General features: G+C 64.3%; 26 protein-coding genes and 1 pseudogene. 13 read left to right on the forward strand and 14 right to left on the reverse strand.

What is annotated here, in order from left to right:
- Positions 1 to 175 precede the first annotated feature (175 nt).
- A complete protein-coding gene (gene copD, locus VHN57_RS24590) occupies positions 176 to 1,120 on the reverse strand; it encodes a copper homeostasis membrane protein CopD (protein ID WP_020820523.1) in 945 nt (314 codons plus the stop codon).
- Positions 1,121 to 1,124: 4 nt separating this feature from the next.
- Positions 1,125 to 1,502, reverse strand: a complete 378-nt coding sequence (gene copC, locus VHN57_RS24595) for a copper homeostasis periplasmic binding protein CopC (RefSeq protein WP_007683372.1) — start codon at positions 1,500 to 1,502, stop codon at positions 1,125 to 1,127.
- Between the two features lie 133 nt (positions 1,503 to 1,635).
- Here copC and VHN57_RS24600 point away from each other — a divergent pair, with 133 nt between their 5' ends.
- The 9 genes from VHN57_RS24600 (at position 1,636) to VHN57_RS24640 (ending at position 9,312) form a co-directional block, all read left to right on the forward strand.
- A complete protein-coding gene (locus VHN57_RS24600) occupies positions 1,636 to 1,908 on the forward strand; it encodes a hypothetical protein (protein ID WP_423286172.1) in 273 nt (90 codons plus the stop codon).
- A complete protein-coding gene (locus tag VHN57_RS24605; protein ID WP_007683368.1) occupies positions 1,908 to 2,348 on the forward strand; it encodes a periplasmic heavy metal sensor in 441 nt (146 codons plus the stop codon). The genes VHN57_RS24600 and VHN57_RS24605 overlap by 1 nt, the downstream gene beginning before the upstream one ends.
- On the forward strand, positions 2,345 to 2,911 hold the full coding sequence (locus VHN57_RS24610) for an RNA polymerase sigma factor (RefSeq protein ID WP_007683367.1): 567 nt from the start codon (positions 2,345 to 2,347) through the stop codon (positions 2,909 to 2,911). Before VHN57_RS24605 ends, VHN57_RS24610 begins: the two co-directional genes overlap by 4 nt.
- Positions 2,912 to 2,977: 66 nt before the next feature.
- Complete coding sequence (locus VHN57_RS24615) at positions 2,978 to 4,903, forward strand: copper resistance system multicopper oxidase (RefSeq protein ID WP_007683365.1); 1,926 nt, start codon at positions 2,978 to 2,980, stop codon at positions 4,901 to 4,903.
- Positions 4,903 to 6,051, forward strand: coding sequence for a copper resistance protein B (locus VHN57_RS24620; RefSeq protein ID WP_020820521.1), 1,149 nt, complete (start codon positions 4,903 to 4,905; stop codon positions 6,049 to 6,051). Before VHN57_RS24615 ends, VHN57_RS24620 begins: the two co-directional genes overlap by 1 nt.
- Positions 6,052 to 6,141: 90 nt before the next feature.
- Entirely contained in the window at positions 6,142 to 6,615 is a 474-nt protein-coding gene (locus VHN57_RS24625) for a DUF305 domain-containing protein (RefSeq protein ID WP_004212732.1), read from the forward strand.
- 59 nt (positions 6,616 to 6,674) lie between these two features.
- A complete protein-coding gene (locus tag VHN57_RS24630; protein ID WP_423286176.1) occupies positions 6,675 to 8,210 on the forward strand; it encodes a PAS domain-containing sensor histidine kinase in 1,536 nt (511 codons plus the stop codon).
- Positions 8,200 to 8,823 carry a response regulator transcription factor gene (locus tag VHN57_RS24635; protein ID WP_069339021.1) on the forward strand — a complete coding sequence of 208 codons (624 nt, stop codon included), beginning with the start codon at positions 8,200 to 8,202 and terminating at the stop codon, positions 8,821 to 8,823. Before VHN57_RS24630 ends, VHN57_RS24635 begins: the two co-directional genes overlap by 11 nt.
- Before the next feature lie 81 nt (positions 8,824 to 8,904).
- The gene (locus tag VHN57_RS24640) at positions 8,905 to 9,312 is read left to right on the forward strand and encodes a response regulator (protein ID WP_007683354.1); all 408 of its coding nucleotides are present in this window, start codon (positions 8,905 to 8,907) and stop codon (positions 9,310 to 9,312) included.
- A gap of 62 nt (positions 9,313 to 9,374) precedes the next feature.
- Here VHN57_RS24640 and VHN57_RS24645 read toward each other — a convergent pair.
- From VHN57_RS24645 to VHN57_RS24655, 3 genes and pseudogenes are all read right to left on the reverse strand, one after another.
- Positions 9,375 to 9,677: pseudogene (locus VHN57_RS24645) on the reverse strand (CorA family divalent cation transporter); the annotation flags it as partial.
- 610 nt (positions 9,678 to 10,287) lie between these two features.
- Positions 10,288 to 10,605 carry a Rossmann-fold NAD(P)-binding domain-containing protein gene (locus VHN57_RS24650; protein ID WP_234792544.1) on the reverse strand — a complete coding sequence of 106 codons (318 nt, stop codon included), beginning with the start codon at positions 10,603 to 10,605 and terminating at the stop codon, positions 10,288 to 10,290.
- 57 nt (positions 10,606 to 10,662) lie between these two features.
- Positions 10,663 to 11,118, reverse strand: coding sequence for an SDR family NAD(P)-dependent oxidoreductase (locus VHN57_RS24655; RefSeq protein WP_423286180.1), 456 nt, complete (start codon positions 11,116 to 11,118; stop codon positions 10,663 to 10,665).
- A 69-nt stretch (positions 11,119 to 11,187) separates the two neighbouring features.
- Here VHN57_RS24655 and VHN57_RS24660 point away from each other — a divergent pair, with 69 nt between their 5' ends.
- The 4 genes from VHN57_RS24660 (at position 11,188) to VHN57_RS24675 (ending at position 16,641) form a co-directional block, all read left to right on the forward strand.
- Positions 11,188 to 11,754, forward strand: coding sequence for a TetR family transcriptional regulator (locus VHN57_RS24660; RefSeq protein ID WP_015449258.1), 567 nt, complete (start codon positions 11,188 to 11,190; stop codon positions 11,752 to 11,754).
- Positions 11,755 to 12,492: 738 nt separating this feature from the next.
- A complete protein-coding gene (locus VHN57_RS24665) occupies positions 12,493 to 15,195 on the forward strand; it encodes a TonB-dependent receptor domain-containing protein (RefSeq protein WP_004213139.1) in 2,703 nt (900 codons plus the stop codon).
- Between the two features lie 10 nt (positions 15,196 to 15,205).
- Positions 15,206 to 15,910: a PepSY domain-containing protein gene (locus VHN57_RS24670; RefSeq protein WP_048938663.1), complete on the forward strand. Its 705-nt coding sequence runs from the start codon at positions 15,206 to 15,208 to the stop codon at positions 15,908 to 15,910.
- A complete protein-coding gene (locus tag VHN57_RS24675) occupies positions 15,907 to 16,641 on the forward strand; it encodes a PepSY domain-containing protein (protein WP_004213137.1) in 735 nt (244 codons plus the stop codon). Before VHN57_RS24670 ends, VHN57_RS24675 begins: the two co-directional genes overlap by 4 nt.
- 3 nt (positions 16,642 to 16,644) lie before the next feature.
- On the opposite strand, the gene hutC is transcribed toward VHN57_RS24675, so the two are convergent.
- The 9 genes from hutC to VHN57_RS24720 form a co-directional block, all read right to left on the reverse strand.
- Positions 16,645 to 17,334, reverse strand: a complete 690-nt coding sequence (hutC, locus tag VHN57_RS24680) for a histidine utilization repressor (RefSeq protein WP_230588639.1) — start codon at positions 17,332 to 17,334, stop codon at positions 16,645 to 16,647.
- Between the two features lie 191 nt (positions 17,335 to 17,525).
- A complete protein-coding gene (locus VHN57_RS24685; protein WP_004213035.1) occupies positions 17,526 to 17,963 on the reverse strand; it encodes a DUF411 domain-containing protein in 438 nt (145 codons plus the stop codon).
- Positions 17,964 to 18,031: 68 nt separating this feature from the next.
- Positions 18,032 to 19,273, reverse strand: a complete 1,242-nt coding sequence (locus tag VHN57_RS24690; protein WP_423286189.1) for an MFS transporter — start codon at positions 19,271 to 19,273, stop codon at positions 18,032 to 18,034.
- Positions 19,267 to 20,253 carry a copper resistance protein B gene (locus VHN57_RS24695; RefSeq protein WP_015449262.1) on the reverse strand — a complete coding sequence of 329 codons (987 nt, stop codon included), beginning with the start codon at positions 20,251 to 20,253 and terminating at the stop codon, positions 19,267 to 19,269. The genes VHN57_RS24690 and VHN57_RS24695 overlap by 7 nt, the downstream gene beginning before the upstream one ends.
- Positions 20,250 to 21,956: a copper resistance system multicopper oxidase gene (locus VHN57_RS24700; protein ID WP_125988672.1), complete on the reverse strand. Its 1,707-nt coding sequence runs from the start codon at positions 21,954 to 21,956 to the stop codon at positions 20,250 to 20,252. The genes VHN57_RS24695 and VHN57_RS24700 overlap by 4 nt, the downstream gene beginning before the upstream one ends.
- Positions 21,957 to 21,981: 25 nt before the next feature.
- Positions 21,982 to 23,007, reverse strand: coding sequence for an alcohol dehydrogenase AdhP (adhP, locus tag VHN57_RS24705; RefSeq protein WP_004212676.1), 1,026 nt, complete (start codon positions 23,005 to 23,007; stop codon positions 21,982 to 21,984).
- A 27-nt stretch (positions 23,008 to 23,034) separates the two neighbouring features.
- Positions 23,035 to 24,555 (reverse strand): aldehyde dehydrogenase family protein, encoded by a 1,521-nt coding sequence (locus VHN57_RS24710; protein WP_015449264.1) that lies wholly within the window; start codon positions 24,553 to 24,555, stop codon positions 23,035 to 23,037.
- Positions 24,556 to 24,806: 251 nt separating this feature from the next.
- Complete coding sequence (locus tag VHN57_RS24715) at positions 24,807 to 25,136, reverse strand: hypothetical protein (RefSeq protein ID WP_017501290.1); 330 nt, start codon at positions 25,134 to 25,136, stop codon at positions 24,807 to 24,809.
- 148 nt (positions 25,137 to 25,284) lie between these two features.
- Entirely contained in the window at positions 25,285 to 25,686 is a 402-nt protein-coding gene (locus tag VHN57_RS24720; RefSeq protein WP_017501289.1) for a hypothetical protein, read from the reverse strand.
- Positions 25,687 to 25,924: the final 238 nt, after the last annotated feature.

Here is a 25,924-nt window from a genome sequence, read left to right on the forward strand (position 1 = left end):
CGGCGATTACCAGGCGCCAATCCGGGCGCAGCATGGCAAGCATGGCGGCACGCCACCGCTTCTCCCGCGCCCACAGGCGGATCGCGCGATCATAGTCTTTCGTCGATCCAGTCCCGCGCGGCGGGGTGTACGATTGCATTGGCTTCTCCCAACGCGAGGCGTTCGAAACGATAAACTACATCGACATGGGTGGCGACAGTGTCCCCAGCCAGGCGACCAGCCCGAGAATGACGATCGCAAGACCGCCTTCGACGACGAGGCTCGCGCGCAGCAGCGCCTGCGCCCGTGGCGCGTCCTCTTCCTCGATCGCCTGCGCAAGTGCCGGGGTCAGGCGATAACGGTTGAGCGCGGCCAGGCCCAGCATGCCGGCGAAGAGCAGCAGCTTGGCGATGAGCAGCAGGCCGTAGGTCGACTGCCCGAGAGACGCGATGTTGCCCGGGCCGACCAGGAACCAGCCGTTCACCGTCCCGGTCAGGATCAGCAGGGCGACGATGATCGTGCCGACGAGGGAGAAGCCCCGCAGCGCTTCCTCGGCGAGCATGACCCGGTCCATGTCTTCAGTGGCGAGATCATCGGTTGCGAGCCTGGTAAGAACCAGCGCAAGGAATGCGGCAAGCGCGCCGACCCAGGCGCCCGCGGCGAGCAGATGGATGAGATCGGCCCCCAGTTGCAGCCAGCCCGCCTCGCCTTCGCCGGCCGCGCCATGCCCGCTCCAGGCGAGGGTCGCGAGTGCGACCGCGCCTGCCAGAGTGGAGGCGATGAAGGCAGGACGGGATTGCCGGCGATAGAAGGGGATGGAGAGCAGAAGAACGAGGAGCGCGACGAGGCGCGCCTTCAGCGCCGTTCCCATGGACGTGCCGTTGAACAGCTCTGCGACCATGGAAAGATCAGGCTGGGTGAGCGGCAGCCCGGTCATGGCCGCTGCCTGCAACGCGAACCCCAGCGCCGACAGCAGGAGGGCGAGACAGGCGAGACCGGCCACCATTGCTACCATCGGCAGATGCCGCTGTACCATCCGGCCGCCGCCGGGCGCATAGAGCGCGAACAGCGGCAGGCCGAACAACAGGCCGAGATCGACGTAGAGCGCCCAGCGGACGGCGACGAGTGCCACGTCGTTCATGGCGTCACTTGACGGTAAAGGCGAGATTGCCCTGGATGCGGTGCGTGTCGGTCGAGACGACGTGCCAGGCGACCTGATAGCTGCCCGCCATGAGCGGCTTGGCGAGCGTCAGCACGAGCGTCTTGTCGCCTTCGACGGACGTCTTGAAGCCGGTTACCGCCATGCGGTGGTTGGGCATGCCGGGCATGCCGGTCATCACGATCTCGGCGCCCGACAGCTTCGGCATCAGACCTTCACTGAAGGTGAGCGTGATACGCGAAGGCGCCGAGACGCTGGCGTTCGCGGCGGGCGTCGAGGACACAAGCTTGGGATGCGCGTAGGCCGGAGCAGAAACACTCAGGCCGACGGCGGCGATAACTGCGAGAGGCGAAAAGAAACGCATTGGAACATTCTCCTGTAGATCCCATGAGACAATACGCAGCCCGAGCCCCCACCCCTCGCAATTATTCTTTTCAATCTACAGCAAGGGTTCCTGGACCATCGTGCGTATTGAAGGATGAAGACGGAGAAGCACCATGGATGAACTTGACCACCTGCTCTCGCGGTTGCGCGATGCGCCTCTCGATCCCAGGCTCGGCGGCCTGGAAAGCCGGGTCATGGCGGAAATAGCGCGCATCCGGGCCATACCAAGCCTTGGCGCTATGACGTTCGGCATCGCGGCCGCAACCGCGCTGTTCATCGGAATTGCCGGCTCGGCAGTTCCGACACGGTCTGCTGATGCCAAACCGCTATCGCCCTTCGATGATCGGCTCGCGCTTGCGCCCTCGACGCTGCTGAGCTCGCAGTGATGCGCGACCGCCGCCGGCTCCTGCTCCTCGTCCTGGTGACCTTCGCCGCGGCGATCGCTGGCGTTGTCATTGGCCGCGTCTATGTGGTTCCAGTGCGCCCGGTCGAAAATGAGCTGCACGAGCTGCTCCATCGCGATCTGAAGCTGAATTCAGCGCAACACAGCCGACTCGAGACAATCGAGAAGAACTACGCGATCCGGCGTCAAGCGCTGGAGGCCGAATTGCGCGCCGACAATGCGCGTCTCGCGGAAGCGATCGAAGCGGAGCATGGCTATGGCCCGCAAGTCGCAACTGCGGTGGATCGCTCGCACCAGGCCATGGGCGCGCTGCAGAAAGAAACACTTGAGCATATCTTCGCGATGCGGGCCGTGCTGCGCCCGGATCAGACGGACAAATTCGACGACGCCGTGGTGAAAGCGCTGACGGCCAAATCCGAATGACCGCGTGCCTCCCCGACTGCTCGGACGGGGAGCTCGCGGCTCTGGCGCTTGGAGGCCGGCAAGCGGCCTATGGCGAGCTGGTCCGCCGGCATCAAGGTTGGGTTCACCGGCTCGTGCGCAGCCATGTCGGATCTATGGATGAGGCATTGGATGTCACCCAGGCGAGCTTCGTCGCGGCCTTTGCCGCACTCAACCGCTATGACGTAACCCGACCCTTCCAGGTCTGGATGTCCCGGATTGTCATCAACAAATGCCATGACTGGCGGCGTCGGCGAGCGGTTCGAAATTTCTTTGCCCTAGCCCTACCGCTCGGCGAGGCGGACGGCGTCGCCGACGACGCACCGCTGCCCGATCAGGCGATCGGGGCCGAACAGCAGCTCGCGCAAGCAATGAAAGCGATTGCTGCCCTGCCGTCTTCCCTCAAGGACACGCTTATTTTGCGTACGATCGACGAGAAATCGGAAGCTGAAACCGCCGAAATTCTCGGGATCAGCCAGAAGGCGGTCGAAACGCGCCTCTATCGAGCTAGGGCACGCCTTTCGGAAATATTAAAGAAAGTTTGAGGGGGATGAGGCCATGCTGCGTATTCCCAATAGGTACGCCCTCTTTCTTAAAGCTGAGACAACCGAATGATTTCTGCTCTCGACCGCCGCCAGTTCCTCCGCGGCGCGGCCCTCGCCGGCGGCGGCGCAGCATTGTCAGCCTGGCTGCCGGCCTGGGCGCAGACGATCTCGCCGGGGATGCGACCGACGCTGCCGACCGTGTCGGGCGAAGACATTACGCTCACCATCGCCCGGCAGTCGATGACCATCGACGGGCGCAAGTTCCGGGCAATCGGCCTCAACGGCACGGTCCCCGCCCCGCTGATCCGGCTGCGCGAGGGCCAGCGCGTGCGGCTCAACGTCATCAATCAGCTGGAGGAGGACAGCTCGATCCACTGGCACGGGCTGATCCTGCCGGCCAATATGGACGGTGTGCCGGGCGTGTCTTTTCCGGGCATCAAGCCGGGCTCGAACTACCTCTACCAGTTCTCCGTCGTGCAAAGCGGCACCTACTGGTACCACAGCCATTCAGGCCTGCAGGAACAGGAAGGCCATTACGGCCCGATCATCATCGATCCCGCCGGTGCCGATCCGGTCGCCTATGACCGCGAGCATGTCATCGTGCTCGCCGATCACAGCGCGCTCTCGCCGCAGGCGATCTTCCGGCGCCTCAAGGTCAACCCCGGCCATTTCAATTTCCAGCGCCAGACCCTGGCCGGGCTCCTGTCGGGCAAGGATCAGCCGCTCAAGGACCGGCTCGACTGGGGCCAGATGCGGATGGACCCGGCCGACATCTCCGATGTGACCGGATCCACCTACACCTATCTCGTCAACGGCCATGGTCCGATGGACAACTGGACCGCGCTCTTCACCCCGGGCGAACGGGTGCGGCTGCGGGTCATCAATGCGTCGGCGATGACCACCTTCAACGTCCGCATCCCCGGCCTGCCGCTGACCATCGTCCAGGCCGACGGGCAGAATGTGGTGCCGGTCACCGTCGACGAGTTCCAGGTTGGTGTTGCCGAGACCTACGACGTCGTTGTCAGCCCAGGCGATGACAAGGCCTACACCCTTGTCGGCGAGGCGATCGACCGCTCGGGCATGGCGCGTGCCACGCTCGCGCCGCGCGCCGGCATGGCCGGCGAGGTTCCCCCCTTACGCAAACGGCCGCTCGCCGACATGAAGGACATGGGCATGGACATGTCCTCGATGCCGGGCATGGAAGGCATGGACATGTCGGGCGGCGCTATGCGGGGCGTCGATCCGACGGCCGAGAAGAACGCGTCCGCGCGCCTCGCGACCGGCGCGGCGGCAGCGATGGCGACCATGGACAATAGCGCCATGGCAGGCATGGATCATTCGGGGATGGATCATTCCGCGATGAGCGGGATGGACCACGGCGCGATGGGCGCCGATGGCCAGATGGCGGGCATGGACCATGGCGGGCACGCGATGGGGTCGATGAAGATGCGAGACTTCTCGAACGCGCCGCAGGTGAAGCGCGACCCGAGCGTCCAGACCATCTCGCCGATGCCCGTCGACCGCACCGGCGAGCCCGGCCAGGGCCTCGCCGACGTCGGCCACAAGGTGCTTGTCTACAGGGACCTGATGGCGCTCGATCGCAATCCGGACGTGCGCGCGCCGAGCCGCAGCATCGACATTCACCTCACCGGCAACATGGAGCGGTTCATGTGGTCGTTCGACGGCGAAAAAATGTCGGACCATCACGAGCCGATCCCCTTCATCGAAGGCGAGCGGGTGCGCGTCAATCTCATCAACGACACGATGATGGGGCATCCGATCCATATTCACGGGCATTTTTTCGAGCTGGTGACGGGGCATGGCGATCATGCGCCACGCAAGCATACGGTAATCGTCCAGCCCGGCGGCAAGGTGACCTGGGACTTCACCGCCGACGCGGTCGGCGACTGGGCCTTCCACTGTCATCTCCTCTACCACATGCATGCCGGGATGATGCGGGTCGTGAGCGTCCGTCCGAAGGGAGACGCGTAATGACCCGCATCCTCACGCCGCTGGTGAGCGCGATCGCCCTTTTCGCTGCCGCGCCCGCCTTTGCCCAGGATCATTCAATGCACGGCATGCCCGGCATGGCGCCGCCGGGCGAGGTGCCGCCGGCGCAGGAGAAGAAGAAGGACAAGGCCGCCGCCAGGCCGCGCGCTCAGACACCAGCGCCAGACGCCACCTCGGCGATGGACCATTCGCAGCACCAGGCCAGTCCTGCGCCGCAGGGAGATGCGGCCGGTCAGCCGCAACCCGCGTCTCCCGCGATGCCGGACATGCCGGGCATGGACCACTCCCAGCATCAGGACGGCGCGATGCCGGACATGCCCGGGATGGACCATTCGCAGCATGGCCAGACCGCCATGCCCGGCATGCAAATGACCGGCACGGCGCTTCCGGCCGGCAATGCGCCCCCGCCGCCTCCCCCCAGCGACCACTTCGCCGATCGTGATTTTCCCGGCGCCGAGATGGCGCGCTCACGCGACATCATGATGAAGGACAGCGGCGGCAACAATTTCGGGCAGGTGCTGCTCAACCTGTTCGAGTATCAAGCGCATAGCGGTCGCGATGGCTATCGCTGGGATGGCGAAGGCTTTTACGGCGGCGATATCAACCGGCTCTGGCTCAAGAGCGAGGGCGAAGGCGAGTTCGGCCGCGGCATCGACAGCGCGGAGGTGCAGGTGCTCTATAGCCGGGCCATCGACCCCTATTTCAATCTTCAGGGCGGTATCCGCCAGGACTTCGGCCGCGGGCCCGACCGCACTTACGCGACGGTCGGCGTCGAGGGCCTGGCTCCCGGCATGTTCGAAGTCGAAGGCGCGCTGTTCCTCTCGACCAAGGGCGATGTTCTGGGCCGGGTCGAGGGCTATTACGACCAGCGCATTACCCAGCGCCTGATCTTGCAGCCGCGCGCCGAGGTCAATTTCGCCGCGCAGGATATTCCGGAGAACGACATCGGTTCGGGGCTGGTCAACATAGAGCTCGGCGCGCGCCTGCGCTATGAGTTCAGCCGCCAGTTCGCACCCTATATCGGCGTCTCTTATCTGCGCAAAGCCGGCGACACGGCGCGGCTGTCGAGGCTTGCCGGCGAGGACGTCCATGCGACCAGCTTCGTCGCCGGCGTTCGCTTCTGGTTTTAGCATCAGGACGGCTGATGGCGGGGGCGAACAGGAGAGCGGGGCGTTACACTCATACCAAGGTCGGCCGGCGCCGAGCGAAGGAGATACGCCATGGACCATTCGTCCCACATGAACACCCGGAAGATGGGCGCCTATTGGAGCCTTGCCGTTCAGACCGTCATCAGCGGCGTCATCATGTATCTGGTGATGTTCGTCATGATCGACGGGCTCGACAGCTTCTACAACAACCTCAACATGCTCTACATGACGCTGATGATGGTCGCGCCGATGGTGGTGCTGATGATCGTCGCCATGCGGCACATGTTCGCGTCGAAAGCCGCCAACATCGCGCTGATCGCCGCGTCGCTGGTCGCCTTCTTCGGCAGCTTTGCGCTCATCCGCACCCAGACCACGATCGGCGACACGGCCTTTCTGCGCTCGATGATCCCGCATCATTCCGGGGCGATCCTGATGTGCCAGGAAGCAAAGCTCAGCGATCCGGAAGTCATCCGGCTTTGCGAAGCGATCAAGCGCTCGCAGCGGCAGGAAATCGACGAGATGAAGGCCATACTCGCGCGGCGCTGAGTGGCACGGTCGGGCTACGCCCGGATCCGTGCGCCCGGCCAGGCCCGTGAGCCGGGACGATGGTCGACACGAGGCGCGGGCCGGACGAGATTGCCAGCGACGTAGCGCGGCTTGCGCCGCTGTTCCTGCGACAGGCTGGCGGCCACGTCCTGACGCTGCTCGATCCTGCCGGGATCGTGCTGAGCTATAATGAAGAAGGCGAGCGTGCCGAATGCTGGCCCCTCGATCGCGTCCTGGGACAGCCCCATGACCTGTTCTACCCGCCCGACGAGATTGCGGCCGGCCGCCCGTGCGCAGACCTGGCGGCCGCCCTTCACGAAGGCACGCTGGAGCGCGAAGCGTGGCGGGTCTGCGAGAACGGCGCGGAATATCTCGCGCGCCTGACGATCAGCGCCCTGTTCGAAGGCGACGCACATCGAGGCTTTGCCTGCATCAGTCGCGATGTCACCGACGAGGCGGCGGTCCGGGCGTCAATCGAGACCCGCGAGCAGCATCTCCAGTCGATCCTGGCGACCGTCCCCGATGCGATGATCATCATCGACGAGACCGGCGCCATCACGTCGTTCAGCGCGGCCGCCCAACGCCTGTTCGGCTATTCGGAAACCGAGCTCGTCGGCCGCAACGTCTCCTGCCTGATGCCCCAGCCCGATCGCGACCGGCACGACGAATATATCGCGCATTATCTCCAGACCGGCGAGCGCCGGATCATCGGCCTCGGCCGCGTCGTGGTCGGCCAGCGCCGCGACGGCTCGACCTTCCCGATGCAGCTGTCGGTTGGCGAGGCCGGTGAAGACGGGCAGCGGTTGTTCACCGGCTTCATCCGGGATCTCACCGCCAAGGAGCAGGATGAGCTCAGGCTCAAGGAACTGCAGGCAGAGCTGGTCCATGTCTCCCGGCTGAGCGCGATGGGCACGATGGCCTCGACCCTCGCGCATGAGCTCAACCAGCCGCTTGCCGCGGTCGCGCTCTATCTCGAGACGATCCGCGACATGCTCGACGAGCGGGACGACGAACCCTTCGTGTCGCTACGGTCGGTGATGGATGATGCGGCACAGGAAACGCTGCGGGCCGGCCACATCGTCCGGCGCCTGCGCGATTTCGTCGCCCGCGGCGAGGTCGACAAGAGCCTCCACGAGCTGCCGCGGGTCATCGCCGAGGCGAGCCAGCTCGCGCTGGTCGACGCCCGCGAGCGCGGCATCCGCAGCTTCTTTGCAGTCGATCCCGCCGCGACGCCGGTCCTCGTCGACAGGGTGCAGCTCCAGCAGGTGCTGGTCAACCTGATGCGCAATGCCATCGAGGCGATGGCGGAGTGTCCGGTTCGCGACCTCAAGGTGGCGACCAGGTTGCGCCCTGACGGGCTGATCGAGGTGACCGTGGCGGATACCGGCCCCGGCATCGCCGACGAGGTCCGGGAGCAGCTCTTCACGGCGTTCAAGTCGACAAAGGCCGACGGCATGGGCCTCGGCCTTTCGATCTGCCGGACCATCATCGAAGCGCATGGGGGCCGTATCTGGATGGAGCGCCCCGTCCGCGGCGGCGCGCGCTTTCATTTTACCTTGATCCATGCGCGGGCGGAGGAGGAACATGGGGGATAGACGCGTCATCCATCTGGTCGACGACGAGGAGAGCATCCGCAAGGCGACGAGCTTTGCGCTCAAGACCGCGGGCTACGACGTCGTGACCTATGCCTCGGGCGTGGAGTTTCTCAAGGAGGCGAAGTCGGCGGCCGTCGGCTGCGTCATCCTCGACGTGCGCATGCCCGAGATGGACGGTCTCGAGGTTCAGGCCGCCATGGCAGCACGCGGGGTCAATATGCCGGTCATCGTCCTGACCGGCCATGGCGACGTGTCGGTTGCGGTGCAGGCCATGAAAGGCGGCGCGGTCGACTTTCTCGAGAAGCCCTTCGAGAAAGCCGCCCTGCTCGGCGCCGTCAGCCGCGCGTTCGCGCGTCTCGACGATGTCGACTTTCGCACTCTGGAAACCTCTGAAGCCGGCGTGCGGGTCGCTGCACTGACGCCCCGGGAGCGTGAAGTGCTGGAAGGGCTGGCGAACGGCCTGCCCAATAAGACGATCGCCTATGACCTGGGCTGTTCATCGCGAACGGTCGAGGTCCATCGCGCGAGCCTGATGGCCAAGCTCGAGGTCCGCAATTTGTCCGAAGCCCTGCGGATCGCCTTTGCCGCGGGCATGGGCCGCAAGCCGAAGTGACTGCGACCTCTACGTAGCGACGGGACGAGGCGCGATATGCGATCGATGGTGCAATCGTCACACGGGTGTCCGCTTCTCGCAATGCCATCGGTCCGTTCCACTCAGCATGATGGCAGATACACCATCCTCGTCTCCGACGACGATCCCGGCGTGCGGCGTGGCCTCCAGCTGCTGCTGAGATCGCGCGGCTATGCCGTGTGGGGATATACGACCGGCCACGCGCTGTTGGCCGACCCCCGCGCTAAGGAGGCAGACTGCGTCATCCTCGACTATCGCATGCCCGACATCGACGGATTCGCGATGCTGCGTCACCTTCGCGAGATCGGATGGTCGGGACGCGCCATCATGATCTCAGGCTTTCACGACACGCTGCTGGCCTGGCGGGCCGCCGAGGCGGGCTTCGATCACGTTCTCGCAAAGCCTTTGATCGGCAGGGCTTTGCTCGATGCGTTGGACCGGCACCGCGCCGAGGTTCTGCGAAAGCATTGAGTTATGGCGGCCGGCCCCCGGCAGCCTCAGCCCGACGCGATGTGGAAAGCCGATCTGCGCCGTCAAAGCCAGTGGCTACGTTTGAACCGGATGTAGAGCCCAATGCAGACCGCAGCGATGACGCCGAGGATGACGAAATATCCCCATTGCGTCTTCAGTTCGGGCATATTCTCGAAATTCATGCCGTAGATTCCGGCAATCGCGGTAGGCACCGCGAGGATCGCAGCCCGGGCGGCAAGCTAACGGGTGATCGCACCTTGGCGCTGCTGTTCGAGCAGGTGACTCGCCTCGAACACCGAGATCAGGATGTCGCGGATGCCGGTGATGGCGCTCTCAACCCTGAGCATGTGATCGTCGAGCTTCGAAATCTGGTGGCCGTTGTCGGCACCTTCCATGGCAAGCGGATGAAGGCCGTAATTCCCGGCGATGTCGGCAAGTTCTGTTTCGCTGGGCTGGGACATTTTGATCCACACGAAGTCATCCTTGCCGACGTGCTCGCACGCCGGATCGATCAGGGTCGCCGGCCGTAGCCGTTTGCCATTGTGACAAAGAACGGCGGCGGCGACCGGAAGCCGTGTGCCTCGCCTATTGAGACGCGCGCACAAACACTCGTCATTCTTCAAGCCCAATCGCAGGAAGAAGAAGGCGGCGCGCAGCAATTCGAGCGAGAGCTTATAGAAAATGCGGCGGAGCGTTGGGTTTCGCAGAAGGCCGCTCCCGTTCATGACGCGCGTGGCTGGGCGGCGCGCTGCCACATCAAGGGCACGCGACTGCGAAGGTCTGCGCACCCTTGATTGGCGACCGCGAGGGTTTTCCTCTCTTGCGATGGTACCAAGCGATTGCCCGTGTGGCGCCTCTGCAATCGTGTCGGATGACTATACCTAAGTATCGGATAACGGCGCTGACGACAGGGTTGCCGGGCCCCGGTGAGGCGCGTCGCACCGCGCGGAGACGAAAGCTGGAAGACGGAAAAGCTCAACTGTCGAAAGCGACCGAGCGCGCGAGCGCTTCCTGGGACTGCAGAAAGGCGAGCCGCGATTGCAGCGCCGCCTGGACAACGCCGAAAGCGTCACCCCCCAGAGTCACGCGCAGCGGCGGATGGTCGCTGGTTGCGACATCAACGATCGCTTGCGCGATCTTTTGCGGGTCGAGCGTGTAGAGCTCGTTTCCGGCGGTCTCGAACATCTTGCGGATATGGCCGGCGGGCGTATCGCGATACGCGGCGATCTCGCTGGCGAATTGCAGATTGTGGCTGAAGCTGGTGCGCGCCCCGCCCGGCTCGATCAGTGTCACGAACAGGTTGAAGGGTTCAAGCTCCTGGCGGAGGCATTCGCTGAAGCCCTCCAGGCCTCATTTGGCCACATGATAGAGACTGCTCGTCGGAAGCGAGCCCTGACCACTAGCGCTGGAGATCTGGATGATCCGGCCGCTCCCGCGCAGCCGCATGGCGGGGACAAAGGCGCGGGTGATGTGGATGGGCGCCATGAGATTGAGCGCGATCTGGCCTTCGACCTCGGCGTCCGACATCTCTTCGGTGGCGCCGATCACGCCGCCGCCGGCGTTGTTGACCAGAATATCGACGGGTCGACGCGCCTGCGCCCGGGCCACGACCGCAGCAATATCGTCCTTGACCGTGACGTCGAGCGCTTCGACGCGCAGCTGGCTCGGATATTTCGCCGCGAGATCATCGAGGCCTTCGGGCTTGCGGGCCGTCGCGGTAAGGTCGTCGCCAGCGGCCAGGATCAGTTCGGCCAGATGGCGGCCGATACCGCTGGACGCGCCCGTGAGAAACCAGTGATTGGACATATGTTACTCCATATATTACCAACTGGTAGGTAACTTGAAACCTGGAATGCGTCAATGCTTGGAGGTGTGATGAAGCAACGAACCCGGCGGAATGCCGCACAGAGCCGCGAGACGCTCCTGGCTGCAGCGACCGAGGAGTTCGCGTCCCATGGGCTGGCGGGCGCGCGGATCGACCGGATTGCGCAGGCGGCGGGTATCAGCAAGCCGATGCTCTACACCTATTTCGGGGACAAGGAGGCGCTCTTCGATGCCGCGCTGACGCAGGAAGTGATGGACGCGGCGCAGGCCGATCGCTTCGATCCCAATGATCTTGAGGGTTATGCGGGGCGCACCTATGACTTGCTGGTCGAACGCCCGCGCCTGTGGAGGCTGCTGACCTGGCATCATTTGGAGCGTGGCCAGGATGTTCTGATGCTCCCGGCCGGCGAGGTCCTTCTCGGGGAGAAGCTGGACGGGATCGCAGCGGCGCAGGCCGAGGGGCGGATCGTCGCCGACTTCACGCCCCTGGATGTCGTCCGGCTTGTCGCCGCCCTCACCCAGCTCTGGTGCATGACCGGAGCTGCACGCGACGCTGCCGAGCACGCGGCGCGCCGGGCGACGATCATGCGGGCGGTGGGGCGACTGCTGCGCGTGTGATCGTGCGAGGCGCGAGCTGCACGCCCGCGCGCCGACCGGGACACAGCAAGCATTTTTCGCAACCTGCCGTACTGCCCAGCGGCAAAATCAGGGCGGCTCATGCACAAGCCGGCCCGTCGGCTCCGCGGATGCGATCGACGTTCGAGGACTGCGCCGCCACTGCCGAACCGGATTGGATCATCGCCAAGTGACCCAGTGGCTGCGCGACGATCTCAGGTCGCCGGACTCGTCGCACGACGTTTCGTCAGGAGTCGTTTCATCTGCCTCAAAAGGCGAACCTGCGGCTCAATCCGGAAGAAGGCGCGACACATCCAGGAAACGAGGATCAAATGCGGTCCGCATCGGTATTACTTTCCCTGGCGCGTGCAAGCTCAGCAAAGGACTAATGTTCCCGGAGCATCTCTAGCGCTATACCTAGGTATATCACGCCGACACCAATAACATGTGATCATGCCGCTTCGCATTCTTGCCGGCCAAATGTCCCGATCATCAAATCGAAGCGTGCGAGGCTGTATTACGATATGATATTCTATCTCCTATCTCAGCAGCTTTGCAAATGAGCGCTCGCAAAAATATCTCTTCAGTCATGAGGGTTCGACGTCTGGCGTGCGTATTATAGCTATATCTATATCTAAATTTCACGAGAATAAGGTATTGGAAAAACAGGAAAAATACTGTTGACCTGTATATACAACTGATGTTGTCTGTGGCTGTTCTAAAACGTCAGGGGGATTGCACATGACCATCAGGATGGCCCTGCTCGGCAGCGCCGCCATCGTCGCGGGCTACGCCGCGCCGGCTCTCGCTCAGGCCGATCCGACACCGCAGCCAAAAGCACAAGTCCTGGGGGATGACAGCGACATCGTCGTTACCGGCTCACGAATCCGTCGGCAGGATCTGGCCGGGGTTGGACCGGCCACCGTGGTCACCGCCGAGCAGATCCAAAATACCGGCATCGTCAATATCGAAACCGCCTTGCAGCGTTTGCCGGCCAATGCCGGCTTCGCGGGCAACCAGACATCGGCCTACTGGACCAACAACGGTTATGGCACTGCTCAGGTCAATCTGCGCGGCCTCGGCATCAAGCGCACACTCGTGCTCCTCAACGGCCGACGCCTCGTCGCGGGCGGCACCGGCGCCAATTCCTCACCCGATCTCAACATGATCCCGGTCGTGGCGCTGGCACGCACCGATGTCCTCAAGGATGGCGCGTCCGCTATCTACGGGGCCGATGCCATGGCCGGCGTGGTCAACCTTGTCACGCGCACCGATTATGAAGGCCTGGGTCTCAGCGTCCGACAAGGCATTACCGAGCGCGGCGACGGCTCCGATCTCACCGCGGACCTACTTTGGGGCATTCGCAACGATCGTGGCGGGTTCATGGCAGCAGTCACCTACCAGAAGACCAGCGCCGTCAACATGGCCTCGCGTGCGCCCTGCTCGCTCGCTGAAACGACGCCGGGCTCGCTGAGCTGCGTCAACAGCGCCTCGACGATCGGCGGACGCGCGGTGCTGCCCAACGGCCAACAGATCAACTTCAACCAGGTACCCGGAGGGAACGGGAACTTCTACGAGCCTTACAGTCCCGCCAAGCACAACTTCAACTCGAACCCGTTTCTCAATGCGGTCAGCCCAGTCGAGCGCGTCAGCACGGCCTTCTTCGCGGACTATGCGCTGACCGACGGTATCCAGGCGTTCGGCGAGTTCCTCTATACGTTCCGCAAGTCGAATCAGATCGCGACACCCGGCACGCTGCGCAATCTCTCGATACCAGCCAGCAATCCGACCAATCCGACCGGCCAGAACCTGGTCCTGGCCCAGCGCCGCCTCGCCGAACCCGGCGCGCGCCACTTCTTCCAGGAGACCGATACCTGGCAAGGCACCTTCGGGCTGCGCGGCAAGCTGGCGAACGACTGGGCCTGGGAAGTCGCGGGCAGCTTCGGGCGTAACACGGCCGTCGACGGCTCGACCAACATCGCCAATCTCGAGCGCGTCGCGAACACGCTCGACAGGAGCAAATGCTCCAGCACGGCGGGCGCGGCCATCCCCTGCGGTGACTATCTTGGGTTCGGAGACCTGACACCTCAGGTTCTGGATTATATTCTGTTCACCTCGCGCGATCGCGGAGGCAACGAACTCGGCACGGTCACGGCTGACCTCAACGGCGATCTCTTCTCCCTTCCAGCCGGCGCGGTGTCCTTCGCCACCGGCGTGGTCTATCGGCGCGAAAAAGGCTGGCGCGATCCCGACCCGTTGACGGTGCTCGGCGTGGCGAACGTCAATCAGCAGGATCCTATTTCGGGCTCGAGCACCGCCAAGGAAGCCTATCTCGAGCTATCGGTGCCGGTGCTTGCCAACACAGCTTTCGCCAAGGCGCTCACGCTCGATGGCGCAGTCCGCTACTCAAACTATAATCTCTTCGGGAGCGACTGGAATTACAAGCTCAGTGCCGACTGGGTAGTCAATGACAGCATCCGTCTGCGCGGCACTTATGGGACGGGCTTTCGCATTCCCAACGTGCCGGAGCTTTTCGGCGGCGTCTCGGAAGGCAATCTGACCACGACCGATCCCTGCTCGCGCTACACCTCCAGCGGCAACGTGACCTTGATCGCCAATTGTCAGGCGTCCGGTGTGCCGGCCAACTATACGCAGCTCGGCACCACGATCCTCACCACAGTGGGCGGTAACCAGAGCCTTCGGCCCGAAAGCTCCACGACCTGGACCGTTGGTACGGTGATATCGCCGCGCGGCATCATCCCAGGGTTGTCGCTGACGGCAGACTGGTTCGACATCAAGATCAAGGACGCGATCCGGGCCATTCCCGGCTCGACCAAGCTCGCAGTCTGCTATGCGAGCCAGAACCTGTCGCACCCGTTCTGCAGCGACTTTACGCGCAGCGCGCTGACCGGCGAGGTCACTTACCTCTCCGCCCAGCCCATCAACACCGGCCGCGAGGAGATGAATGGTCTCGATCTGGGTCTGGTGTACAGTGGTGCGGTGGGCGAGGTGAAGATCTCCTTGGATCTCAACATGACCTATCTCAACAAATATGTCGTAAACCCCTTCCCCGGCGGCGCGCCGATCTATTTCGACGGGTTTATCGGGGGCGGCAATGGCGGCTATCCGAAATGGCGTGGTTATGGCGTGCTGACGGCGGAAAAGGACGGCATCAGCGCGACCTGGTCGACACAATGGATCGGCAAGGCGACCGACTTCAACGCATCGGCCGGCGACATCGGCTACCGCACGCCGAACGTCTTCTACCACAATCTTCAGCTTGCCTTCGCGATCGACGAGAAGACACGTTTCCAGATCGGGGCCGATAATCTGTTCGACCGCAAGGCGCCCTATATCCAGAGCTTCACCGATGCCAACACCGACACGATGACCTATGATCTGCTCGGACGGCGCTTCTACGCCGGCTTCCGAACCGCGTTCTGAAGGGCAGCACATGGCAATTCGCTGGCCTTTGGTCATCCGCCGGACGCACAAGTGGCTGGCCCTGATCGTCGGCGTCCAGGTTCTGCTCTGGACGCTGACCGGCTTCTATATGGTGGCCGTCCATATCGACATCATCCATGGCGACGATCTGGTCCGCCCACCGGTCGTCGCCCCCATCGAGCTTGCGAGCTTCGTCCCGCCGGCGCGGATTGTTCAATCGGCTCCCGACGCGTCCGAGATCCGCCTGCAACGGTTCATGGATCAGCCCGTCTGGCGCGCGCAAACCCCGGGTGGTCCAAGACTCTTCGATGCAGGTTCGGGACAGCCCATCCCCGATTTGAGCGAGGCACAAATCCGCGCCGCCGCTCGGCGCATCTACAGCGGCACCGGGGACATCGTCGCAGCCCGGCTGCTGACGACGGCGCCACTGGAAATGCAGGCGCGCAAGCCTCCCTATTGGCAGGTCGAATTCGATGCCTGGAACCGGCCAACCCTGTATCTCTCTCCGCAGACCGGTGAGCTGATCTCGCGCCGCCATGCGCTGTGGCGCGTGTTCGATTTCGCGTGGATGCTGCACATCATGGACTATGACGATCGCTCCGACGTCAACAATCCGCTGCTGCGCGTGGCGACCTGGAGTGCCCTTGCCATGGCGCTGGCCGGGGCTTGGCTGCTGCTTTGGTCGTTCCCGCGGCGCAGGAAGAAGAAGGCATGAAGAAAATCCGGTTCACCCCGCTCTTTTTTCGGCGCATCCACAAATGGGTCGGCCTGATCCTGGGCGTGCAGTTTCTCCTTTGGGCTCTGAGCGGCTCGATGATGGCCTTGCTCGATCAGGAGAAGGTCGGCGGACACAGTGCGCAGGCCAGCCATCAGCACGCCCTACCTGCCGGTGACTATATTGCGCCGGCAAAGCTCGCTCTTGATGGTCCCGTGCTCGGCATCGCCTTGCGGTCCCTTGCCACACGCCCCGTCTACGAGCTTCGATCCACCACGGGCACGCGGCTAATCGACGCGACGAGCGGCGCCCCGGTTCGGGTCGACGAGCAGGTCGCGCGCGACGTCGCGACGATGGTGAATGAAGCACCGATCCGCAAGGCAACGTTGCTCGCCGAACCGAATGTGGAAGCGCGCGAGCACGAAGGCACCATGTGGCGACTGGATTTCGCGGACGCAGAGAACAGCAGCGCCTACATCTCCGCCGACACCGGCCGATTCCTGGTCATGCGCGGCGACACATGGCGCACCTGGGATTTCTTCTGGATGCTCCACAATATGGACTATGTGAACCGCACCAGCTTCAATCACCCGCTGATCGTCTTCGTTGCGTTCGGTACTTTGTGGCTGTCGGGGACGGGCTTCTACCTGCTGTTTAAGAGCTTCAGTCGCGCCGACGTGCGATGGTTGCGGCGCAGGCGCAAATCGGCCGTCAAGTTGGGCGCGGGCTGATCGCTAGGTCCCAACAGAAAAAGCCGCCGATAGCTCGAACCGATTGCCCGGGTGCGTGAGCCAAGCGTGCGATACGAGACGTCCGCGACTCCAGGTTCTGCGCGTCATCATTAGCACTGGTTCTCCTTCAGCGAGGCCCAGCATTGTTCGCATGGCTGTATCCGGCATCGCCGCGCACACCCGGTGCTCTACTCGCTCGAGCGGGGCAACACGTGTCAGATATTCATTCGGCGTCGAGGCGCTGAAATCCCTCTCTCCGTAGCGTGGCGCAGCAGATGCCAGTACAAAGCGCTCCTCGACCTGAATTGGGAATTCGGTCTCGTGATGGACGATAAGCGAATGGAAGAGGCGCGTGCCCAAGCCGACTTCCAGCAGAGCTGCCCTTTCCGCATCAGCCCGTATCTCGATATTATAAATGACGCGCGCGCGATAGGCGTGGCCCCTGCCGCGCACCTCCTCCGCGATGTTGCGGATCTCGATCAGCTGCCCGATCGGCCGGGGCTCGGCGACAAAGCTGCCCCGCCCCGCCCGCCGTACCACGACACCGGCCGATTGCAGTTCCCGCAACGCCCGGTTTGCGGTCATGCGCGAGACTTTGAACGTCTCGACGAGCTCGGCCTCTGACGGCGTCTGGTCGCCGGGCTTCAGGCGACCTTCCCGGATGTCCTCGAAAATGCTGTCTTTGATCGCCACATAGCGAGGTTGCTTCTCCGCACCGGCAGCGTCGACCGCGGGTTCGCCCACAGAAGCAGCTTTCGTCCGGGGAGCGGATGCGCGGCTATGGGGGCGAGCGGGAGCATGCATCAAATGACTATACAGGTGGGGGCGAGCAAGTCCCAGTCATTCAAACAGGAAATCACCAGCGAGAGCCGAGGCGTGCGTGATCAATGCCGCGCGAAGACCTTCTGGCCCGAACTGCCGAACGACACCACCGCATAGGGTTGGCGGGCGGCGCCTGCCACTTCCATGCCCTCCGAGCCGATCGGCATCCCCGCCACCGCAATGCCTCTGACGCCTACGGGACGGGTTGCCAGCAGGCGCTTGATATCGGCGACCGGGACATGGCCCTCGATCAGATAGCCATCAACCATCGCGCTGTGGCAGGATGCCAGCGTGCCCGGCATGCCGGCCCTCCGCTGAAGCGCCCCGCGCGACGCATCGTCGCGCATGACGACCGTGCGGCCCAGCTTCGCGCGAAGCGCCTGGGCCCACTTCTCACAGCATCCACAACCCGGGTCCCGGTGGACGACGACATCATTCGCCGCAAGCGCTGCGCCGGGCAGGGCGAGGAACAGCAAGGCGGCAGAAAGACGGGTCTTCATGAACGGCTCCCGGAAGCATGCGATAGGGTTCCTAATGATCTATACGCATTGATGCCCCCTACCCCTCATCACGCTGAAGATTTCACGATGGCGCGCGGCCTCCAGGCGAGCGGCAAGGACACAAGCAGCGCCAGCGACAGACCACCAATCCCCCACAAGACTAAGTGCTGCGCCCCGGGAGCGACGACGGCGATCGCCAGCGGCGCGAGCGCCTGCCCGATGCTGGCGGCGGAATGCTGGAGACCGAGCTTCAGACCCGAAGGGGCTGCCGCACCGCTGATCCAGAAGCTGGTGACCAATCGAAGGGTTGCCGAGCTCCAGCCGGCAGCAACGATGATCCCACTGAGTTCGGCCATGCTCGCGGCGACAGGGAACAGGAAGAGCGCCGCAGCCAGCAGGCCGAGCGTCAGCCCCGCAAGCCGCCTCGGCATGGTCACCAGCCAATCGAGCCTCGCATGGAAGATCTGTGCTGCCAGCATGCCCAATCCGCAGAGACTGAGCATCCAGGCGATCTCTTCGCGGCTCAGCGAAATGACGCTCCGCGTCACCAGGAGATTGACATGCATCGCCGCCAGCCCGCCGCCCGCGACGATCGTGACGAAAAGCAGGATCAGCGTCGCGCCGAGCGTCGGCGCGGGCAGGTCTCCGCCATCGATGCAAGGTGCACACCAGCGCGGCAGACGCACGGCGCAAAGCGCCGCCCCGACGGCACCGATGCCGAAAGCGAGGATCATGAGGGGAGCGCGGGGCAGGATCGCGGCCGAGACCTCCGCCACCAGCGGACCGGCGAGATCGCCCAGAAACAAGAAGGCGGTCAGCCAGGTGAAGCGCCGCGCCTGGTCCGCGCGCTCGTTTGCGGCAAAGCTCGCGCAGAGCAAGCCCAACGGTATGATGGCGGCCGACGCCATCCCCGCCACCAGGCGCAATGCATAAAGCTCAGGCAGCCCGACGAGGCCGATCGGCGCGGTCACCAGGGCGAGGATGACCAGCGCTGCGCGCAACATCGCCCGATAGTCGACCCGGTCCGCGATCCAGCCCCAGAGCGGCGCCGCCAGCAAGGCTGCCAGGGGATGGACCGCGGTCAGGCTCGCGACATGAAAATCATGAGCGCTTGACGATAGCGCGCCACGAGCCGGGTCGACCAGTGCCGGAAGGAAGGCGAGAATGGCCGTCTGTCCCGCCGACGCCGCAGCCGCCGCGAGCAACAAGACGAAAAAGGAGGCCGGCCAGCGACCGTTGGCTTGCGATCCAGTCTTGTCACGCGGCGCGTTCGCGGTCGACCCCTCGAGTGGCCATCCGCGGATCACCACCAGGCGCGCAAGCCGATCACCAGCCTGTGTTCGGAAGGCCCTTCCCCGCGCAGGCGACGGAAATCGGCCGTGCCGTCAAATGCGCGCTCCCAGACGAAGCCGATATAGGGCGCGAACTTGCGCGACACCTCGTAGCGCAACCGTCCGCTCAGCTCGACATTGCTGAAGCCGCTGCCGAGCTGCCGATCGCTCGACCGCTTCGAATAGATATTGGTCTCCACCTGCGGCGTAAGGATCAACCGATTGGTGAACAAGACCTCATAGGACGCCTTGGCGCGCGCCGCGAGACGCCCATCGGTTCCTACATAGCCGGTGAGCTGGACGTCGAACCAATAGGGCGCCAGTCCCTCGACGCCGGCGGCCAGCCAGGTGGTCGCACCCTTGCCGAGATCCTGCCTGACCCCGAGCAGCGTGCCCCAGAACGGGTTCTTGCTGTGCCACCACAGCGCCTCGACGCTGCTCTCCGGATCGAGACGTTGGTCGCGGGAGTTCTTGAGCCCCTGGCTGCGCAGCCAGAGCTTGTCATTGTCCTGACCCTTGGTGACGAGCACGGTCCAGCCCACGCCCTGACCCTCGTTGCCGCTGGTGAACTCAAGCTCATCGACAAGTATCTTGGGGATTGAGAGCTTGTCGGCCATCTCATAGCCCGGCAGCGTCGAGTTGCGGTAGCCGTCGGCATAATCGTCCGAGTTGCGCGCGTCCGGCGGGGCCTGGCCGCCCTGCATCGAGCCCATGTCCATCGTGGCGCCGTTACCGGACGCCTTCGTGTCGGTCATATCCATGCCCGGCATGTCCATGCCCGCATGGTCCTGAGAGCCTTGCGCGGAAGGGGTGTGCTGAGCGGGAGTGGCCGTTTGGGCAGGGGTGGCGGCGGGCGACGGGGGCGAGGCATCCTGCGCGAGGGCGGGAGCCGTGATCGCCGGCGCCAGGAAGAGGGCAGCGCCAAGAGCGATGCCGCGCGAGGGGAAAATCCGGATCATGCGACCACCACCTCCCGGAACATGCCGGCCGCCATGTGATAGAGCAGATGGCAGTGGAAGGCCCATCGGCCCATGGCGTCGGCGGTGACGCGGAAGCTCACCCGCTGGGCGGGCTGGACCACGACCGTATGCTTGCGGACCTGGAAGGCGCCGTCCGGGCCTTCGACATCGCTCCACATGCCGTGCAGATGCATCGGATGCGCCATCATCGTGTCGTTGACGAAGGTGACGCGCAGCCGCTCGTTTGGCTTGAAATGAAGCGGCCTGGAATCGTTGAGCTTGATGCCGTCGAGCGACCAGATGAACCGTTCCATATTGCCCGTCAGATGCAGCTCGATGTCGCGCTCGGGCTCGCGCGGGTCGGGATCGCCGCCCGGCGTGCGCAGATCGGCCAGCGTCAGCACGCGCCAGCCGCGCCCGCGCAGCCCGGCGCCGGGATCGTCGAGATTGGTGCGCGGATAGTCGACGCGCATGTCGGTATTGGCGCCATATTCGGTGCGGGCGTGCCGTGCCCTGGCCGGCATCTCGGTCATGCCGTGCCCGGCATGCGCGTCGCCTCCCATTGCGCCCATCGTCGCCATCGCGCCCATCATGTCGACCGGCTCGAGCCAGGTCCGGGCATCGAGCGGCGGCACGGCTGCCGCCATGCCCGGGGCCGGTGCGATCGTGCCACGCGCATAGCCGCTCCGATCGATCGCCTGCGCGAAGATGGTGCGGGCGCCGCCCTCGGGCATGGTGAACTCGACGTCGTAGGTCTCGCCCGGGCCGATCCGGAATTCCTCGACCGTGACCGGCTCGACCGGCTGCCCGTCGGTCGATACGACCGTCAGCTCGACCCCGGGGATCCGCACGTCGAAGAACGTCGCCGTCCCCGCGCCGACGAAGCGCAGGCGCACGCGCTCGCCGGGCGCGGCGATACCGGTCCAGTTGCCGGCGGGCGGCGCGCCGTTCATCAGATAGGTGTAGGTCGCGGCAGAGACATCGCTGTAGTCGGTCGGGTTCATCCGCGAGCTGTTCCACATCCGCCGCCGCTCGAGCGCCTTGCCCAAGCCCATGGTGCCGACATCCTTGAGGAAATCGCCGGCGGTCGGCTGCGCAAAATTATAGTAGCTGCTCTGCTTCTTGAGATTGAGGAAGATCTGCAGCGGCGGCTCGTCCGACCAGTCGCTGAGCACGATGCAATAGTCGCGATCGGGCGCCCGCGCCGTCGGCACCTGTTTTGGCTCCACGATGATCGCTCCATAGAGTCCCGTCTGCTCGGCGAGCGTGTGAGCGTGATACCAGTAGGTTCCGCTCTGGCGGACCTCGAAGCGATAGGTGAAGGTCTCGCTCGGCGCGATGCCGGCAAAGCTGATGCCGGGCACGCCGTCCATCTCCGCCGGCACGATGATGCCGTGCCAATGGATGCTCGACATCTCCTTGAGGCCGTTGCGTACGCGCAGCGTGACCGTGTCGCCTTCGCGCAGGCGCAGGACCGGCGCGGGCACGCTGCCGTTCACGGCGGTCGCGATACGGCGTTTGCCGGTGAAGTTGACCGGCAGCTCGGCGATCTCGAGGTCGAACTCGGTCCCGCTCAGCTCAGCGGGCAAGGTTGGTGCGGATCGCGCGAGAAGCGCCGGGGCGAAACCGGCGACCGCGCCGCCGATCGCCAGCCCCTGGACGAAACGGCGCCGCGCGATCGGCCGGATATGTAAGGGAGACATGAACTGTACTTTCGCGAAGTCGGCTTCAGGCGAGGTCGAGGACGATCCGGCCCTCGATGTCGCCATGATGCATGCGGGAGAAGACGTCGTTGATGTTCTCCAGCTTGTCTGCATGGACCGTGGCCTTGACCTTGCCCTCGCCGGCGAACGCCAGTGCCTCGAGCAGATCGAGCCGCGTGCCGACGATCGAGCCGCGCACGGTAATGCCGTTCAGCACGGTGTCGAAGATCGACAACGGGAAGTCGCCCGGCGGCAGGCCGTTGAGCGCGACCGTGCCGCCGCGCCGGACCATGCCGAGCGCCTGCTGGAACGCCTTGGGCGAAACGGCGGTCACCAGCGCCCCGTGCGCGCCGCCAATGGCTTTCTTGAGCGCTGCCGAAGGGTCCTCGTTGCGCGCGTTGACCGTCAGTGTGGCGCCAAGGCGTGTAGCGAGGTCGAGCTTGCTATCGTCGATGTCGACCGCGGCCACATTGAGACCCATGGCTCGGGCATATTGCACCGCCATGTGGCCGAGCCCGCCAATGCCGGAGACGACCACCCACTCGCCGGGTCGGGCCTCGGTGGCCTTCAATCCCTTGTAGACGGTGACGCCCGCGCAGAGGATCGGCGCAATGTCGAGGAAGTCGACATTGTCGGGAAGGTGACCAACATAGTTGGGATCGGCGAGGACATATTCGGCAAAGCTGCCATTGACCGAATAGCCGGTGTTCTGCTGTTCGTGGCAAAGCGTCTCCCAGCCACCCAGGCAATGCACGCAGTGCCCGCAGGCGGTGTAGAGCCAGGGCACACCGACCCGGTCGCCTTCCTTCACATGGGTGACGCCGGCACCAACGGCGGCGACATGCCCGACGCCCTCATGGCCAGGAATGAAGGGCGGGTTGGGCTTGACCGGCCAGTCCCCTTCTGCCGCGTGCAGGTCGGTATGGCACACGCCGGTTGCCGCAATCTTGACCAGGACCTGCCCGGGGCCGACCGTCGGGATCGGCGCGTCCTCGATGACCAGGGGCTTGCCAAATTCGCGGACGACCGCCGCCTTCATGGTTTTCGCCATGTCCGTTTCTCCTTTTAAGCGGGGGGGTCAGAATAGGCCGAGCGCGTGCTCGTCATAGGAGACGAGCAGATTCTTGGTCTGCTGATAATGATCGAGCATCATCCGGTGGTTTTCACGCCCGAAGCCCGATGCCTTGTATCCGCCGAAGGCGGCATGGGCGGGGTACTGATGATAGCAGTTGGTCCAGACCCGCCCGGCCTCGATCGCGCGGCCGAGCCGGTAGGCGGTGTTGCCGCTCCGGGTCCAGACGCCCGCGCCAAGACCGTAGGCGGTGTCATTGGCAAGTGCGATCGCCTCCTCGACCGTCTTGAACGTGGTGACCGACAGGACGGGACCGAAGATCTCCTCCTGGAAGATGCGCATGTGGTTCTGACCCACGAACACGGTCGGCTGCACGAAATAGCCCTGGTCGAGCGCACCGCCCGGCAGCGCCCTGGCGCCACCGACCAGACACTGCGCGCCCTCGGCCTTGCCGATATCGATATAGCCCAGGATCTTGTGGAGCTGGTCCTCCGACGCCTGCGCGCCGACCTGGACCGACGGGTCGAGCGGATCGCCCTGGCGGATCGCGGCGACGCGCGCCACGGCGCGCTCGATGAAGCGGTCGAAGATCGACTCATGGATCAGGGCGCGCGACGGGCAGGTACAGACCTCGCCCTTGTTGAAGGCGAACAAAGTAAAGCCTTCGAGCGCCTTGTCGAAGAAGGCATCGTCCTCGTCGAGCACGTCCGCCATGAAGATGTTGGGCGACTTGCCGCCAAGCTCCATCGTCTGGGGGATCAGATGGTCCGCCGCGGCGTGCATGATCTGCTTGCCGGTGACGGTCTCGCCGGTGAACGAGACCTTGGCGATGCGCGGATTGGCGGCGATCGCCTGGCCAACGGTCCGTCCCGGGCCGGTAACGACATTGAGCACGCCGGGCGGCAGGATGTCGGCGGTGAGCTCGGCGAACATCAGCAAGGTGAGCGGCGTCTGGGATGCGGGTTTGATGACGGTGCAGTTGCCCGCCGCCAGCGCCGGGGCGATCTTCCACGCCGCCATCAGCAGCGGGAAGTTCCACGGGATGATCTGGCCGACGACGCCGAGCGGCTCGCGGAAATGATAGGCGATGGTGTCCGCATCGATCGTCGAGATGCCGCCTTCCTCCGCCCGGATGCAGCCGGCGAAGTAGCGGAAATGGTCGATCGCGAGCGGCACGTCGGCAGCGCGCGTCTCGCGGATCGGCTTGCCATTGTCGATCGTCTCGGCAAGTGCCAGCAACTCCAGATTGTCTTCGAGCCGGTCGGCGACGCGATTGAGAATCCTGGCGCGTTCGGCGGGCGCGATCCTTGCCCATTGATCCTTGGCGGCGTGCGCCGCATCGAGCGCGCGCTCGACATCTTCCGGCGTCGACAGCGCGAACTCTGCGATCTGGGCGCCATTGATCGGGCTCGTGTCGGCGAAATACTCGCCGCCCGCAGGAGCGCTCCAGCGGCCTCCGATGAAATTATCATAGCGGTGTCGGAAGGAGGCCGCCGCGTTAATGGTCCCGATCGCCTTCTCGAACATAACCTGACTCCATCTCTATCGATGGCCTGACGGAGTAATCTCTTTGCCCGGGCGGCCTATAAGTAAGTTCCGCAGAAGGTAGTTTGGTATCGGTGTCGCGGTCTTTGAGGGTCAGACACGCCAACGGAGCCGATGAGTATTCATCGACTCCCGAACCTATTCGCGCACGCATGATCGGAATTATGCCGAGACACGCTACTCGGCTGATTCTTCTTTTGGGGAGGGCGGCGCTTGGCATTCCAATTCTGGCGTTACGCCCGGACGCGCTTTAGGCTCACCCAATCGCCTTTCTGAAGCGTCCCGTCCCTCACGCGAAAATGAGCGTAATGGTCGTCGAAAATCTGGTCGACTTCGACATGACCGACAAGGCGGCGGTGTCGCGGCGTTGCGTGATAGACTTCGAGTATCTGCCCGATGTGCGCGCCATCGGCCTTGCCCAGGCAGGCCACTGTGCCGCCCGCATCCATACGGACGATCTTGCCGCGCATGAACAAGCTATGGCCGATACCCTGTGCGAGGAGCGGCGTGCTGCCAAAGAACAGAAAGCCAATAGCAGCACCGACGCCAAGATGATTTCGCATCGCTGTTTCCTCTGTCACGTCAGACGCTCGGACCCGGTTTTGAAGGCCGGGAGCACGGGCGACGCTGGGCATCGTCAAAGAACTGGCCCGCCGCGGGGGCGGCGGCGGGCCCTCAGCCCCGGGGGGTGTTTTATCGGGGCTGGAAACTTCACATGTCGCTCATCGGCTTGTCGGCCATGGGCTTGGCGGTCTTCTTCTTCGCGGCCGGCTTGGCCTTCTTCATCGGCATCTTGCAGCAGCCACTCTTCGCCTTACCGGCCATGCCCGAGCCGTTCGATGCAGGCGACCCGCCGGACATGCCGGCCATCCCCGACATGCCCTGTTGATCCTGCTGGGCCGGTTGCCCCTGCTGCTTCTGCGCGCCGGCCTGATGATCCTTCATCATCTGATCGTGCATCTGCTGCCCGCCATGATCCATGCCCTGCTGGTGGGCATGGGCCGGCGCAGTCTGTGCGGGCGCGGGCGTCGACTGGGCGAGAGCGGTGCCGGCGGCGAAGGTTAGCGTCGCGAAGAGGCTGACGGTCGCCGCTAGAAGTGTCGTCTGTCGCATTGAGGGTCTCCGAGTGTTCGTCCTGTTGCCCGATCGACGTTCCGATCCCGGCAATTCCGAAGCTTCAATGCTGCTAGCGAGACGCAGTCTGTATACGTAACTTACGAATCCGCTTTGGATCGCGACTAGCATGCGCGGGATCGTGCGGGGTGGACCATGGTCCAAGGTCAAGCGAATTCATGATCCCGCTTGATGGCGGCCGACAGCGAAGTGCAAAAACCAATTGGCCCGCCGTGGG

The sequence above is a fragment of the Sphingobium salicis subsp. salicis genome (genome assembly GCF_049472635.1).
GTDB classification, from domain to species: domain Bacteria; phylum Pseudomonadota; class Alphaproteobacteria; order Sphingomonadales; family Sphingomonadaceae; genus Sphingobium; species Sphingobium yanoikuyae_A.